At 62.8% G+C, this 12633-nt stretch carries 13 protein-coding genes and 1 pseudogene; 10 read left to right on the forward strand and 4 right to left on the reverse strand.

Going from position 1 to position 12633, the window contains the following annotated elements; genetic code table 11:
• From FV223_RS31695 to FV223_RS30225, 5 genes and pseudogenes are all read left to right on the forward strand, one after another.
• Positions 1 to 255: pseudogene (locus FV223_RS31695) on the forward strand (hypothetical protein); the annotation flags it as partial.
• Positions 256 to 479: 224 nt separating this feature from the next.
• Positions 480 to 1919, forward strand: a complete 1440-nt coding sequence (gene lpdA / locus FV223_RS09485; protein WP_147726694.1) for a dihydrolipoyl dehydrogenase — start codon at positions 480 to 482, stop codon at positions 1917 to 1919.
• A gap of 439 nt (positions 1920 to 2358) precedes the next feature.
• On the forward strand, positions 2359 to 3015 hold the full coding sequence (locus FV223_RS09490) for a hypothetical protein (protein ID WP_147726696.1): 657 nt from the start codon (positions 2359 to 2361) through the stop codon (positions 3013 to 3015).
• A gap of 115 nt (positions 3016 to 3130) precedes the next feature.
• The gene (locus tag FV223_RS09495) at positions 3131 to 3757 is read left to right on the forward strand and encodes a recombinase family protein (RefSeq protein ID WP_147726697.1); all 627 of its coding nucleotides are present in this window, start codon (positions 3131 to 3133) and stop codon (positions 3755 to 3757) included.
• A gap of 83 nt (positions 3758 to 3840) precedes the next feature.
• Positions 3841 to 4008 (forward strand): hypothetical protein, encoded by a 168-nt coding sequence (locus FV223_RS30225; RefSeq protein ID WP_187276103.1) that lies wholly within the window; start codon positions 3841 to 3843, stop codon positions 4006 to 4008.
• A 330-nt stretch (positions 4009 to 4338) separates the two neighbouring features.
• Here the strand turns inward: FV223_RS30225 and FV223_RS09500 are convergent, their stop codons facing one another.
• Positions 4339 to 4698 (reverse strand): hypothetical protein, encoded by a 360-nt coding sequence (locus FV223_RS09500; protein WP_147726699.1) that lies wholly within the window; start codon positions 4696 to 4698, stop codon positions 4339 to 4341.
• 231 nt (positions 4699 to 4929) lie between these two features.
• Between FV223_RS09500 and FV223_RS09505 the strand changes: the two genes are divergently transcribed.
• Positions 4930 to 5172, forward strand: coding sequence for a hypothetical protein (locus FV223_RS09505; RefSeq protein WP_147726700.1), 243 nt, complete (start codon positions 4930 to 4932; stop codon positions 5170 to 5172).
• Between the two features lie 48 nt (positions 5173 to 5220).
• Here the strand turns inward: FV223_RS09505 and FV223_RS09510 are convergent, their stop codons facing one another.
• Positions 5221 to 5829 carry a plasmid pRiA4b ORF-3 family protein gene (locus FV223_RS09510; RefSeq protein WP_147726702.1) on the reverse strand — a complete coding sequence of 203 codons (609 nt, stop codon included), beginning with the start codon at positions 5827 to 5829 and terminating at the stop codon, positions 5221 to 5223.
• Between the two features lie 162 nt (positions 5830 to 5991).
• Between FV223_RS09510 and FV223_RS09515 the strand changes: the two genes are divergently transcribed.
• Complete coding sequence (locus FV223_RS09515) at positions 5992 to 7164, forward strand: ATP-binding protein (protein WP_147726703.1); 1173 nt, start codon at positions 5992 to 5994, stop codon at positions 7162 to 7164.
• A 35-nt stretch (positions 7165 to 7199) separates the two neighbouring features.
• Here the strand turns inward: FV223_RS09515 and FV223_RS09520 are convergent, their stop codons facing one another.
• Positions 7200 to 9146 (reverse strand): AAA family ATPase, encoded by a 1947-nt coding sequence (locus FV223_RS09520; RefSeq protein ID WP_187276104.1) that lies wholly within the window; start codon positions 9144 to 9146, stop codon positions 7200 to 7202.
• Between the two features lie 69 nt (positions 9147 to 9215).
• Positions 9216 to 9356, reverse strand: a complete 141-nt coding sequence (locus FV223_RS30230) for a hypothetical protein (RefSeq protein ID WP_187276105.1) — start codon at positions 9354 to 9356, stop codon at positions 9216 to 9218.
• 249 nt (positions 9357 to 9605) lie between these two features.
• Between FV223_RS30230 and FV223_RS09525 the strand changes: the two genes are divergently transcribed.
• The 3 genes from FV223_RS09525 to FV223_RS09535 all read left to right on the forward strand — a co-directional run bounded on the left by FV223_RS09525 (position 9606) and on the right by FV223_RS09535 (position 12350).
• Complete coding sequence (locus FV223_RS09525) at positions 9606 to 10226, forward strand: hypothetical protein (RefSeq protein ID WP_147726707.1); 621 nt, start codon at positions 9606 to 9608, stop codon at positions 10224 to 10226.
• 149 nt (positions 10227 to 10375) lie between these two features.
• Positions 10376 to 10987 (forward strand): hypothetical protein, encoded by a 612-nt coding sequence (locus FV223_RS09530; protein ID WP_147726709.1) that lies wholly within the window; start codon positions 10376 to 10378, stop codon positions 10985 to 10987.
• A gap of 208 nt (positions 10988 to 11195) precedes the next feature.
• Positions 11196 to 12350 (forward strand): hypothetical protein, encoded by a 1155-nt coding sequence (locus FV223_RS09535; protein ID WP_147726711.1) that lies wholly within the window; start codon positions 11196 to 11198, stop codon positions 12348 to 12350.
• Positions 12351 to 12633: the final 283 nt, after the last annotated feature.

Consider the following 12633-nt stretch of genomic DNA (forward strand, 5'->3'; position numbering starts at 1 on the left):
AACGCAGACCTGGAGAGCGCCATCCGCCCGATAGGCCGTCCGCTCGCGGAGTGCGACCGTGCCCGGTCGGAGCCCCCGAGCGTTCGCTATTGCAGCGCGCCGGCCGCGCGCGCCGCCTTCCTGCCGCTCGCCCTGGTCGACGGCTACCTCGCCGCGATGGAGCGCCCGGGCTACGACCCGCTCAACACCCCGATCGAGACCGCCCGCTGGCGCCGCCTGTGGCGGCTGTGGCGCGGGTCGCGGGCGGCGGGGTAGGGACGCGGATCTTCCCTCCGCCGCACCCAAGTCGGGCCTGCCCAACTTGGGCACACGGGGTGCGGATCTCGGGCAAGCCCGAGATCCGTCGGGGGGAGGGAAGACGCCCGGCAGGCATGAGCCCTCCTACGATGTAACCCCCGGCTCCGGCCGGCGCGTTGGCGCCCGCGACGTCCTCGTCTACGCTCGCCTCCGAGACGCTCCAGGGAAGAGACCAGACCCTCATGGCCGACAGCTACGACGTGCTCATCATCGGCGCCGGCCCCGGCGGCTACGTCACCGCCATCCGTGCGGCGCAGCTCGGGTTCAAGACCGCGGTGGTGGACCGGGAGCACCTCGGCGGCATCTGCCTGAACTGGGGCTGCATCCCGACCAAGGCGCTGCTGCGCTCGGCCGAGATCTACCACTACATGCAGCACGCCTCCGATTACGGGCTCTCCGCCAAGGAGGTCTCGTTCGACACGGGCGCGATCGTGAAGCGCTCGCGCGGCGTCTCGTCGAAGCTGAACGGCGGCGTCGGGCACCTCCTGAAGAAGAACAAGGTCGACGTGATCTGGGGCGAGGCCACGGTCGACAGCGTCGCCAAGGGCAACGGCACGGGGCAGGTGACGGTCAAGGAGACCGCCCGCGCGCCGGCGCCGAAGGGCGCGCTCGCGGCCGGGACGTATTCGGCCAAGCACATCATCGTCGCCACCGGCGCGCGCCCGCGCGCGATCCCCGGCATCGAGCCCGACAAGAAGCTGATCTGGACCTACTACGAGGCGATGGTGCCGGAGACGATGCCGAAGTCGCTCCTGGTGATGGGCTCGGGCGCGATCGGCATCGAGTTCGCCTCGTTCTACCGCACCATGGGCGCCGAGGTGACGGTGGTGGAGCTGCTGCCGCAGATCCTGCCGGTGGAGGATCCGGAGATCGCCGCCATCGCCCGCAAGCGCTTCGAGAAGCAGGGCATCAAGATCCTGACCGGCGCCAAGGTGACCAAGGTCGAGAAGGGCGCGGATTCGATCACGGCGACGATCGAGGCCGCCGACGGCAAGGTGCAGACGCTGACGGCGGAGAAGCTGATCTCGGCGGTGGGCGTCGTCGGCAACATCGAGGGGATCGGGCTCGAGGCGCTCGGGGTGAAGATCGAGCGCGGCATCGTCGTCACCGACGGGCTCGGCCGCACCAACGTGCCCGGCCTCTACGCCATCGGCGACGTCGCCGGGCCGCCGATGCTCGCCCACAAGGCCGAGCACGAGGGCGTGATCTGCATCGAGACGATCAAGGGCCTGCCCACCCACCCGATGGACAAGGCCAAGATCCCCGGCTGCACCTACTGCCAGCCGCAGATCGCCTCCGTCGGCCTCACCGAGGCGAAGGCCAAGGAGCAGGGCTTTGCGATCAAGGTCGGCCGCTTCCCCTTTGCCGGCAACGGCAAGGCGATCGCGCTCGGCGAGCCGGACGGGCTGATCAAGACGGTGTTCGACGCCAACACCGGCCAGCTGCTCGGCGCCCACATGGTCGGCGCCGAGGTGACCGAGCTGATCCAGGGCTACGTCGTCGCCATGAACCTCGAGACCACCGAGGAAGACCTGATGCACACGGTCTTCCCGCACCCGACGCTATCCGAGATGATGCACGAGAGCGTGCTGGATGCTTATGGGAAGGTGATCCATACTTAGGGAGGGGAGGGGGCGAAAAGCTCCTTCGGAACAGGCTGTTAGGGCTCTGAGGCTAGGCCGGAGGGAGGCTCCGGGTCAAGCCTCGGGTAGGGGGTCGAGGGGGCCTCGGGCACATCTCAGTGTGCCCAGATTGTGCCAGAGATGGCGGCAGCGAGGGTGCGCGAGGTAGGGGCCTGCGGGGCTGAGACCACCCGGCATCGTGGGTCTGTGCGCAGCCTGTCCGGGTAGGGGGAGTGGCCCGGGCCAAAACCTAGGGGTCACTCGCGCGACACCTCATACCTGACACGGAGCGGCAGAGTTTCCCCCCGTAGGGGGTATACCAGGACAGTGTCGGCCTTGAGTCGAGGGCCGTGCCCTCCTCAAGGCCCAGTTACTAACTTGGGCGCCAACAGACGTTAAACGCGCCTCGCCATTTCTTGCTGTCGGAACAGGGCCAGCCGTGATCCAAGATGCGCTCTCGCGTAGACTTATAGCAGCGGCGCTAGGCGCCGTCGCAGACGAGATATGCCGTGACCATTATGATACTCTTACCCAAGAGCCCGCCCTATCAGCCCGAATCGGGCAAGGTTTAGAAACTAAGCTCAACGGCGTCATGGTGTTTGGCCATCGCCTTCGTATCCTCAGTCAAGACATTCCTGATCGTGGGGCCGGCGCCATGGAAAGACGGATTGGAGCTGATCTTTACATCGGGATCGATATTGATACTGAACAAGGGCGCATCACGAAGGGCTTATTGGTCCAGTCGAAGTGGGACTCCAGCTTAACGACCCGCACATCAGCGGAATTAAACCGCGCCTGCGATAATATGCTTGCCGTCTCCGATGCTTCGTATGTCTGGATTTACTCAGCGAGTGGCGTCAGAGTGATTGATGCCCGGAAAGTTAGAACGAGAAAGAAAATTCTTGGAAAGCTGTCTGGCGGGGAAGGCTTGGATGACTTCTTTGATGACGCTCTAGCTTGTGTGAAAGGTGATTTTCAAATGGGACTTCCAGATGAAATCGACACGCGGCAGGCCCTCAGGGGAAAGCTCAAGGAGCTTTCGGTGCCAACGGGCCTCATTGTGAATATCAAAAACCCTTCAGGAGTGTTCCGTTAGGGTATACCGCAGCGTACGGCACCGAGGCTGTACGAAAGGCCGTCCGTAAGGGTTGACATCACCCAACGGACAGCCATTCTTGCGGACACCTCCCTTTCGGACGGACGCCGCTCCCATGCAGACCATCCTCTACGCCCGCGTCTCGACCACCGACCAGACCATCGCTCACCAGCGTATCCAGGCCGAGGCGGCCGGCTTCGAGGTAGACGAGGTGGTTGCGGACGAGGGGGTGTCGGGCCTCACCACCAGCCTCAATGACCGCCCGCAGGGCCGCAGGCTCTTCGACATGCTCCGCCGCGGGGATACCCTCGTGGTCCGCTGGGTGGACCGCCTGGGCCGCAACTACGCGGACGTATGTGACACCATCCGGGAGCTGATGCGCCGGGGCGTCATAGTCCGCACCGTCATCAATGGCCTCACCTTCGACGGGGCCACCAAGGACCCGATGCAGCAAGCCGTGCGGGATGCGCTCATCGGCTTCATGGCCGCCACGGCGCAGGCCCAGGCGGAGGCTAGCAAGGAAGCGCAGAGGGCCGGCATCGACCACGCCAAGGGCCGGGACGCCTACCGGGGCCGTAAGCCCAGCTTCACGCGAGAGCAGTTCAATGCCGTCAACGGGGCTCTGGGCCAGGGCCAGGGGGTGAGCAATATCGCCACTGTTACCGGGCTCTCTCGCCAGACCATCTACCGCATCCGTGACAACCCGGTAGAAGCGGAAGCAGCTTTGGCACGATGGGCCTAGGGATGGATGCGCCGGAAAGACCGTGGGCATTGGCGCAAGTGGCGGTCTCTGCCCTCCGCGTGGCAGCCGCAGCCGATGAGCTGATGGCCAGCCACTATGCCAACCTCGCGGCCTATATGGACCGGCAGGCCCCGTGCGCGGCTGGCGAGCTGTTCCGTACCCTGAGCCGGCATCATGCCATCCAGGCGCTCGCTAAGCGCGGCGAGGCGGCGGCCGTCGCTCAGGCGAATGGGCTGCTCTGGGAAGACTAACGGTCAAAGCGACTCGCGGCAGAAACTGAAGGCAAGCTGTGCTGACGCTGCCCCGCTCACCGAAACGGAATGTTAACCATGCTTGGCCACGCATATCTCGGGAGCTTGTAGAAGGGCAACAACCATGCTCGACGTGGTATTCTGGTGCTGTGAGCTTGTCGCGGTCGCTGGAAGCGCGGGCCTTGTTGTCATCCATTTGCCCCGCCCGCGAATCAGGCACCCACGCATTGAGTGGGATCATTCGTCGGATGCGATAGCGGTAGACTAGGGGCGTCGCGTTGAACGAGCCTGCTCTCATCAAGGAATAAGATGCGACGCAGTGGGACGAGCTTAAAGGCGTCCCTCGGCCTTCGCCATGCTCGCCGGGATGAAGGCGAGGACGACGGCAACCATCACCCCGAACCAACATCCAGCAGCCTTGACCGCAAAGTCCCCGAAGCGACCATGCCGGGTTAGCTCAAGGTTCTGCATCGCTTCCATGGCACCAGCAAGCGCGATCAGCCCTCCCACGATCTGCCAACGGCGGTTCGGGTATCCGAGGGCGAACAAGAAGCTCACCACCGCGTAGGCGCCAAATCGCTCGACGGAGACCGGGGCATCGCTGATGGGCCGGAGGCCAATGGGCGCGAGCGTCGCAAAGACAACTCCCGCCAGGAGCAGCCAGCCGAGAATGCGGGAGGTCTTCATCATGAGGGGATGGTGCCCGGTTGCCTTGGCGAGACTGAGGCGGAGGCAACGGTCGGGCCATCGGGCACCGCCTTAGTCGAGAGCGCAGCGCCGGGACATCCTGACAAAGGTAGGCGGGACCTGCTTGCGGGATGAAGGGTAGGCGGCATGCAACATGCAGGCGTGGCATCATCGCAAAACGAGCCCGTAGGCAGTACACAGCCTTATTACCAACCTCAGGCTTAGGCGCATAAGATGCCGCTGTTCTATATCGACCTTCATGACGGCACAAATTTCGTGCGCGACAAGAAAGGCTTTGAATTAGCAGACGAAGGAGCAGCGCGAGAGAAGCTGGGTCATGTTTTGAAGCGCTTCTCCGAGCTACTAGACACCTCCTCAGACGGTCAAATATTTTTGGCGAGCGTTCGAGATCAAGCCGGAACCATAATCATGCGGGCACGGCTTACGCTTGCTATCGAAGATCTTGAAACAGCTTAGTGGCTTCACGGCCCGCTTCCCCGCTTCGCCCTCATCCGCTGAGGGACTTCACGGCCGACCTCGGCTCTTCGCGAACGCTGCCTGCCCGATGGCACGGCGCCGAGCCAGCTTCGCCATGCCGGCCTCTATTATCTCCCGGTCCAGCTCATCAGGATCGAACGGGCCGCCGTACCAATCGAGCATCCGCTTGCGATCGCGGTGCCGAGGCTTGGTGACAGCTTCAAGGAACTCCTCGAAGCCCATCGTCCCGCCCACGTCCTCGGGTGGTGCCCGCCTCGCCCCGTCGAGGAAGCGCGGGTAGGCGACATCGGGGTCCGCCGGGCCGACCTCTTCGACCGTGATCGTGTGCTGCCAGTTGTCCCCGAAGTCGTAGGTGTAGGCGAAGGCGGTTGTGCCCTGGGCCACGAGTGCCCCGAGCTTGGTGGTCTTCGCGCTGCGGGTGTTTCCGTCAGACCACTCGGGGTCTGGCATGGCGTATCGGACCGGCCCCTCGCGGAACTGGAAGAGGTGATAGTCCTGGAAAGGCATCGCCGCCTGGATCACCTCATGAAGGAGCTTGAGGCTAGCCGCGAGAGGCACCTCGACAGTCCGCCAGATGGTGGGCTCGGTGTCGTCCAGGGTGATGCGGAGGCGGGCGATGCGACTCGGCTCGGGCATGACGCAAGGTTACCGCGGGGGGCCCTGGGCGCAACAGCACGGAGGGGGCGTTGACCGAGCTAGCTTCGCGAGCGCTTTGCGGTGGCCTGAGTAGGCGGTTACTTTAGCAGGAGAGGAGGGCGTGTCCCGTCTCTCCCTCGCCCAATTCGCACAGGTGCCACGATGCTCCCGCAGGCAATCGACGCGCTGACGTTCAGCGATGTAGAGGCGATGGTGGAAGCGGGCCTCCGGGAAGGGCGTACGCTGGACTTTAAGCAAGCCCTAGTGGGCGGCAAGGACGACGACAAGCGCGAGTTCCTGGCGGACGTTTCCGCCCTCGCCAACACGGCCGGCGGCGACATCGTGTTCGGCATCACGGAGGCGCAGGGCGAGGCTACGGGCGCTCCTGGCATCGAGTTGGCGGACCCGGATGCGGAGGTGTTGCGCCTGGAGGGCAGCCTACGGTCCGGCCTTGAGCCTCGCTTGCCGAGGGTGGAGGTACGGTGGCTAGCGGGGCCGAGCGGCAAGGGTCTTCTTTTAGTGAGAATCCCGCGCAGCTACCTCGGGCCGCATCGGGTGACGTTCCGCAACCACGGGCACTTCTACGGCCGGACCAACGCCGGGAAGACCGCCTTGGACGTGACAGAGTTGCGGGCTGCCTTCCTGTCCGCCGAGGGTGTACATGATCGCATTCGCCGGTTCAGGAACGAAAGGCTGAGCATCATTGAAGCGGGTGAAGGACCCGTAGGTTTGCGAAGCGGTGCCAAGGCCGTCCTTCATGTGGTCCCCTTAGAGACGTTCGCGGCGAAGCGGGATGTCGGGATAGACCGTAACCACGACCTCATTTTTCCCTTCGGCCTCGCGGGCGGCAGTTTCAATGCCCGCCATACCCTGGAAGGTTTCGCGACGTTCTCCGGCCAGGAGCAAGACCCTGACGGCACCTACGGCTACGCGATGCTTTTCCGCTCCGGCATCATCGAGGGGGCTGCCACCGTAGGCCACAAGGGTGAAGACGGATGGTTCATCCCCGCCTCGACAGTTGAATGGTCTGCTCTACAGGCCTTGCAGAGCTATCGCGAGAAGCTGACGAAGAAGGGTGTCGAGCTGCCGCTCTACGTCTTCCTCTCACTCATCGGAGTTCGCGGCCACAATCTCTCCAGCTCTGGACGGGCCTTCGACCTAAAACGGCCGACGCGGACCGATGTGCTGCTTTTGCCCGAGGCCGTCATCACAGACCCGCAACAAACTGATGAGGAGGTCTTACGGCCAGTCTTCGATAGGCTATGGAACGCCTTCGGCTTTGATCGATCCTTCAGCTTCAACGCCGCCGGCAAGTACACCGGCGAGCGGTACTAAAGTGTGACTGCCCGGACCCCCGTGGCGGCAGCTATCTAGTGAGCCGTGCAGAACTCCAAGATCGAGTCGCACAGCCGCTCCAAACATGCCGGTCGGCATTCGCCCTTGTGGAGCGCATCGAGCCGCGCCGCTACATAGAGGGAGTTCTTCTTAAGGCCGCCAGCGTTGCCATACAGGCGGCTGGCAGCCTCTGCGGACTGAGACCAGCGCTCCGCACCAACCTCGGTCTCCGCGACCTTCGCCAAGTCCGTGTGCCACATCACAAACCGATTGTGCCAATAGGTCTCAGTCGGGAATGGCGCCCACCCTGTAGCGCCTAACAGAGCTAAGAGCGCTTGGTTGTCTCGCTCATGTACAATACGCCTAGACCTAGCAGTATCTGGATTGACATGGGCAAGTTTGTCTCCGTCACCATCAAAGACGACGAACGCAGAAATGCCTAGCGCATCAGCCACGATAAGCGGCTGAATGATCTCGCTCTTCCCGTTAACAGGGACTAGATGGCAGCTATGCTTCCGCATAGTATCCCACCGTTCCGTGAGCACCATCCAGGCGTTGATGTAGGCAACGTCCTCTAAGCCCTCGACGAGAACGATGCGGGGAGCGAAAAACATTTCATTGAGCATTGGCTGCATGACCTGATGCAGCTTCGCCAGGATTCCATCTCTCGCCAGCAATGGCTCCCCGGTTACCTCTGCCAAGCGCCGGCTTACATCTTCAAGTCTTGCACTGGTCACGCGCGACATGCGTTGAGCCCGATCTTTGCGGACAAGTCGCACACTGTCGAACCCACGGCCCTCAATGAAGAACGGGCTGTGCGTGGTGATGATGACCTGTGAGTTGCTGTCGCTCAGCTTTTGCAGAACCGACGCTAGGTGCCGAGCCTGTGGCGGGTGCTGATATAGCTCCGGCTCCTCGCACCCGAGGATCAGTTTCGGGCCTTGCTCATCGTCGTTAGACGCCAAGCCTTGCAGAAGCGCCATAATGTAGGAGCGCTGCAAGCCGTGCCCAAAGCGCGATATCTGGCCCTCGAACTCGCCATCACCTGCAAGCAGTCTCGCGGACGGCTCCTCAAGCCGAATGGAGGTCTTGGTGTCTTGGTGCCAAAGCAGTTTCGCTGTTGCCTCCGGGTGCGACCACTCCGCCAAACGCCCTTGGAGAGCCGCTGATATTTCATCGAGAGCGCCTTGCTCGGCAGCTACCATCTCGCGGTACTGAGCTTCGGCGGCGTCCCGAAGGCCCTTCATCTTCTCCGAGAAGTTGACGCGAGCCCGGACTGTCCGGCTCAAGAGCCGACTGAATGCCGTGTTCTTCGCTTCGGCTTGCTCATCGGCGGCATCTTTCACCGCCGGGATGTAGACCCACTGCACATAGGCTCTGAGCCGGCCCACCGCTTGGCTCACCCCGTAGAACTGATCCTCGCTCGGAAGAAGGACGCAAAGGTCAGGATGGTCGGTCTCGAACTCGCGGAAAGCTGCGGCCATGTCAGCCATCGAGGTGGCGGCCTTCACACCATCGTGGGCGCCCCGGAGGCGCAGGAAAATCTCTTTCAGTTCTGACGCCTTAGCGCCGTCCGATGCTCGCTCGAAGTACGGAGCAAAGGCTTCCATGCCCAGCCGATTGCCATACTGGACTACGACCGCGTGACCCGCCGTAGCATCGTAGTTGGCGCGGGACGTAATGATCAACTGTCCTTGCCTAAAGTAATCCTTGAAGTCATCCTGGGCCGCCTCGTTGAGCGCTTCAAAGGTTACAGTGATCTCGATGGGCTGGGAGGTATCTTTTTGATAAAAGTCTTCTGCATCGAGGTGGCTCAGGCTTGTTGCGCTATTTTCCGTCTCTCGGAAAAATATATTAAGAGCGCAGAGGATAGTCGATTTACCCGCTCCATTGGCACCGACCAAGCAGGTATAATCGCTTAGCCCGATGGTCTGATCCCTTAGCGACCGCAAATTCTGAATGCGAACGGACTTTATCTTCATGGGCCTGCGGCGGGCTTCGAGTGGCGCCGGCAGCATATCTGAACCTAAACGAGCGCCTAGAGCATCACCCTAGGTAGCCAACACTTTTGAGCTGCCGATGCGCACACGCCACAGGTGTAGCGCGAGGCTGATGCCGGTTGCGAGGGTGAAGGCGGCGGTGGCGTCCATGTGCGCGGCATCGGTGGCCGCGATGTCGGCTTCACGCTGCATAGGCTCGGCTGCGGTTCGGGCAAAGCTCCGCCGTGGCGCGCCCAGTGCGGGCAGCAGGCTGGTCCTCGGCGCAGAGGTGTCTGCCCCGGTTGAGGGATTACCGGCAGGACCACCCCGGTGAGTTGAACAGGGATCGCACGAAAGGCCGACTCAGCAGCAATTATCGCCCATCAATTTCCGCTTGAAATGACAATTTTAGCACTATGTATCGGCTCGTAAATGGAACTCCCCCCCGCTGTCAGGATCGCCATGAACTCTCATTCGACCGACCAACTCGCTGTCGCTCTCGCTGGCTTGCGGCAGTTCCTCACTCAACCGTACTCCGCTCAGACACTGCGGCTTCTGCTTCTGGCGGAGGTCAGCGGGATCACTCGTATTGCCGTCGAAGGTGAGGCAGGCGGCCTCCCAGTCATCGAGTTCAACCTAGAGGATAAGGACGGCAAAGCTCTCCGGTGCCGCTGCAACCCAGGCGCCTATGCCATGCTGTTGCTCATCGTGGTGTGCGGGCAGAGTGTTTTCGTGGACGCCACCAACGGCCGGCGTTACGTGAAGGTCTTCGGGAGGAAGGCCCGGAGCGCGGGAACGGTCTTCTCCAGGCTAATCGCCGGAGCGGAGTCCGAAGAAGACTTTGGTTATGCAGACGGCGACACGCTCAATCTGACGTGTGCGAACATTGTGTTCTCACGGAACAACCGGCGCACCGCCAACGACACGGTCGAGAACTACGGCGAAATCATCATCTCCGTGGTGGACGCACCCGATGCACTTTTCCCCGGCACTCCAGGAGACAAGACGGAAGCCGCCAAGCAACTCCTCCGCATGGCGATGGACGGACTGGAGGAGGATCGGCAGGCGGTGGTTCGCGCGTGAACCGTCGCGCTGCAATAGCGAACGCTCGGGGGCTCCGACCGGGCACGGTCGCACTCCGCGAGCGGACGGCCTATCGGGCGGATGGCGCTCTCCAGGTCTGCGTTGCGGCGGGGTGCGGACGGCCACCAGCTGCCTTAGCGGGGAAGGGCTTGTCCCTTCTCTACTGCCGTCGATGCTGCCAACGAGCCAACCGACACGGCTGCCACTGGAAGCAGACATATCCCGCCGCCGTCCTCGACCCGTACCGCAAGGCCGCCGAGCGTTTCCTCAAGACTCACCCGAACGACATTTGGGTGGTGGCGGCCATGCACGCCCTGGACTGCCTCATGGCGGATTCTGGGCCCGTGGAGCGGATCGTGGACGTGAACGAACTGCTAGATCCACCGGCAAAGGCGCGTGCCTCCCTCGCTCGCCTGCGCCGGGCCGGAATCGCACCACGGCGGCTCCTAGTGAACTACCTCGCGGTCTGCGCCGCCATCGCGGAAGACTCCGTTTCCCCCGGCAGCGAGACAACAGAGTACCGGCGGGTCCAGGCGGCCAAGGCAGTCTTTCGACTCGCGAGCGGCTCCCACGTGGTCTATGGGCCGGGGTCCCGATACGACCGCTATCCTCGTTCCGCCGGGTTGGCGCTTCGGCACCTCGGGCTGATGCTGGAGGAGGCGTGCGAGCATGTCCGCGAGGCACACCTGCCGGCCGTCCTCAGCCTTAAATCTACGCTCGCCCTCTCGACACAGGGAGGGAGCGATGCTGCTACGGCCTGACTGGCGGAAGGATGCTGCCAATGTGGAGACGGTAGGCGCGGTGGTCTCGCAAGCGAGTGATACGGCAGAGGGGTCAAGGGACTCACATAATGCTCGCCATGAGCATATGTTCAATCCGTGGTTGACCTGTAGTCTTCTCACGGTCCGGGCCGTTGGTGACAACATCATAGGCCATTGGACCTACGTCGGAACGCCTCGTGTCCGCCGCATGCGCGAGAAGGACAGACAAAGCCGCGACGCTATCGCCAGGACCGTTTTCGCCAACTTGGCATACGCCGTCGCGCTTGGTTTGGAGCCCCCTACCGTTGGCGTAAGTCTGAGGGCGGCCAAGCAGAAGCACACGCGTTACGACCGCAAAGGCTTCGGCAATATGCCGAGCGTAGTCGAACTCTTAGCTAGCTACGGCGACTCGGTGCTCTCACTCCATCGCTCCAGCCGTAAGGGGACATCGAGTTCAATAACGATCAGCGAAAACTGGGCTTCCACTCTGCGCAAAACTAAGATCGGGCTTCATCATTTCAGCCAGGAGCCCGGCCGCGAGACCATCTATCTCGGCAAAGTGGAGCGCGACTTTGCCGGCCGAGAGGAAAGCCGCGAGCTGATAGACTACGCGGACACCGACGAGACCCACCGGTACCGGTCGGAGATGAAGGCGATCAACGCCTTCCTCGCTTCGTCCGACATCAGCTTGGAGGATCACGAGGGCAAACCTTGCCCGACCAGCTTCCCGTTCCTTCGTCGGCATTTTAACGTCCAGCCTGATGATCCCGAGGGAACCGAGCGCTTCGACCTCGGGGGGCGCCTATTCGGGGGCTGGTGGCAGACACTCGCTAAGGACCAACGCCACCGAATCCGCATCAAGGGAGAACCGGTTGCGGACCTGGACTTCGACGCAATGTTCGTGCGGCTCGCGTACCTCCGCGCTAATCTCACGCCGCCGCCCGGCGACCTCTACGCAGGCCTTCCCGGACTCCCAGGGGCGCCGTGGCGGGCGGGGGTGAAGAAGGCGGTACTGGCGATGCTGTTCCGGCGGACCCCCCTCACGCGTGTCCCACGGGGCACCAGTGGCGAGCTTCCTCCAGGCACCTCGGGGCCGCAGCTTCAGGCCGCGATCGTCGCTGCGCATCCAGCTTTGGCGCCGATCTTCGAGACGGGCATCGGGCTTAGCTTGATGTTCACCGAGTCCCAGGTGATCGTGAAGGCGCTACTGGACCTCGCGGACCAGAAGATAACGGCTCTACCGATGCACGATGGCCTGATGGTCGCCCGCTCGAAGGCGGACAAGGTTGCTCGCATCATGAGCGACGCGGCGGAGACGGTCGCCGGCCATCGCCTGCCTATCTCATTGAAATCGCTCTACTAGTTACCTCCCACCTAAAGGGTACCAGGGGGTCATTAGGTAGAGCCATTCGATCCTCTCGAGCAGCTGGTGATGGTATTGTCCCCTCACTCGCCCCCCTCCGGCCGCCGACCTCATGTCACCGTCATTGCAACCATTCGGTCCTATCGCACAGCCATGTCGGCAGTGGGTCTACGGCTCTGCGCCACCGGACCCATTTGGGTGCTCCAGGGGAGATCTCATGCCACCCACGGTACCCAGTGGCACCCCCGAGCAAGGGCATCAGGTACCCCTCAGAGGGAAGGGG

The sequence above is a fragment of the Methylobacterium sp. WL116 genome (assembly GCF_008039455.1).
GTDB lineage: Bacteria > Pseudomonadota > Alphaproteobacteria > Rhizobiales > Beijerinckiaceae > Methylobacterium.

Excerpts from the sequence above, each read along its gene's own strand:
- FV223_RS09500 (WP_147726699.1), bottom strand. The coding sequence starts at position 4,698 with ATGATGAAGACCTCCCGCATTCTCGGCTGGCTGCTCCTGGCGGGAGTT.
- FV223_RS30225 (WP_187276103.1), top strand. The coding sequence starts at position 3,841 with ATGGCCAGCCACTATGCCAACCTCGCGGCCTATATGGACCGGCAGGCC.
- FV223_RS09510 (WP_147726702.1), bottom strand. The coding sequence starts at position 5,829 with ATGCCCGAGCCGAGTCGCATCGCCCGCCTCCGCATCACCCTGGACGAC.
- FV223_RS30230 (WP_187276105.1), bottom strand. The coding sequence starts at position 9,356 with ATGCAGCGTGAAGCCGACATCGCGGCCACCGATGCCGCGCACATGGAC.
- FV223_RS09520 (WP_187276104.1), bottom strand. The coding sequence starts at position 9,146 with ATGAAGATAAAGTCCGTTCGCATTCAGAATTTGCGGTCGCTAAGGGAT.
- FV223_RS09535 (WP_147726711.1), top strand. The coding sequence starts at position 11,196 with ATGCGCGAGAAGGACAGACAAAGCCGCGACGCTATCGCCAGGACCGTT.
- lpdA (WP_147726694.1), top strand. The coding sequence starts at position 480 with ATGGCCGACAGCTACGACGTGCTCATCATCGGCGCCGGCCCCGGCGGC.
- FV223_RS09525 (WP_147726707.1), top strand. The coding sequence starts at position 9,606 with ATGAACTCTCATTCGACCGACCAACTCGCTGTCGCTCTCGCTGGCTTG.
- FV223_RS09515 (WP_147726703.1), top strand. The coding sequence starts at position 5,992 with ATGCTCCCGCAGGCAATCGACGCGCTGACGTTCAGCGATGTAGAGGCG.
- FV223_RS09495 (WP_147726697.1), top strand. The coding sequence starts at position 3,131 with ATGCAGACCATCCTCTACGCCCGCGTCTCGACCACCGACCAGACCATC.
- FV223_RS09505 (WP_147726700.1), top strand. The coding sequence starts at position 4,930 with ATGCCGCTGTTCTATATCGACCTTCATGACGGCACAAATTTCGTGCGC.